At 41.4% G+C, this 689-nt stretch carries 1 protein-coding gene and 1 pseudogene; both read left to right on the top strand.

What is annotated here, in order from left to right; translation table 11 throughout:
• A pseudogene (locus AC1DUW_RS31530) lies at positions 1–88 on the top strand (methylmalonate-semialdehyde dehydrogenase); the annotation flags it as partial.
• A gap of 53 nt (positions 89–141) precedes the next feature.
• On the top strand, positions 142–689 hold a 548-nt coding region (locus tag AC1DUW_RS31525; protein WP_477644540.1), incomplete at its 3' end, for an aminotransferase class III-fold pyridoxal phosphate-dependent enzyme.

Below are 689 nucleotides of genomic sequence, written 5' to 3'. Positions count from 1 at the left end.
GAAATCCTTCTATGGCGATCTCCATGCAAATGGAAAAGATGGCGTAGAATTCTATACTCGCAAGAAAATGCTTACCGCTCGTTATTAAAAGAGTGATGTAAAATCATAAAATCATAAAAGGAAAGAATGGAGTTGGTGATTGTGCAAGCGACAGAACAAACACAAAATTTGCAAAAAGCAGATGAAAAGTACCTTTGGCATGCAATGAGAGGAGCAGCTCCTAGTCCAACGAATTTAATTATCACAAAAGCAGAAGGGGCATGGGTGACGGATATTGATGGAAATCGTTATTTAGACGGTATGTCTGGTCTTTGGTGTGTGAATGTCGGGTATGGCCGCAAAGAGCTTGCGAGAGCTGCTTTTGAACAGCTTGAAGAAATGCCGTACTTTCCTCTGACACAAAGCCATGTTCCTGCTATTAAGTTAGCAGAAAAATTGAATGAATGGCTTGGTGATGATTATGTCATTTTCTTTTCTAACAGCGGGTCGGAAGCGAATGAAACGGCGTTTAAAATTGCTCGTCAATATCATCAGCAAAAAGGGAACCATGGACGCTATAAGTTTATTTCACGCTATCGCGCTTACCATGGTAATTCAATGGGGGCTCTTGCAGCAACAGGTCAAGCACAAAGAAAGTACAAATATGAACCATTAGGACAAGGTTTTCTGCATGTAGCGCCGCCTGATAC

It is taken from the genome of Peribacillus sp. P4_C12 (genome assembly GCF_056402095.1).
The sequence above is the reverse complement of the archived record's forward strand: the minus strand, read 5'-3'. Positions and strand labels throughout refer to the sequence as shown.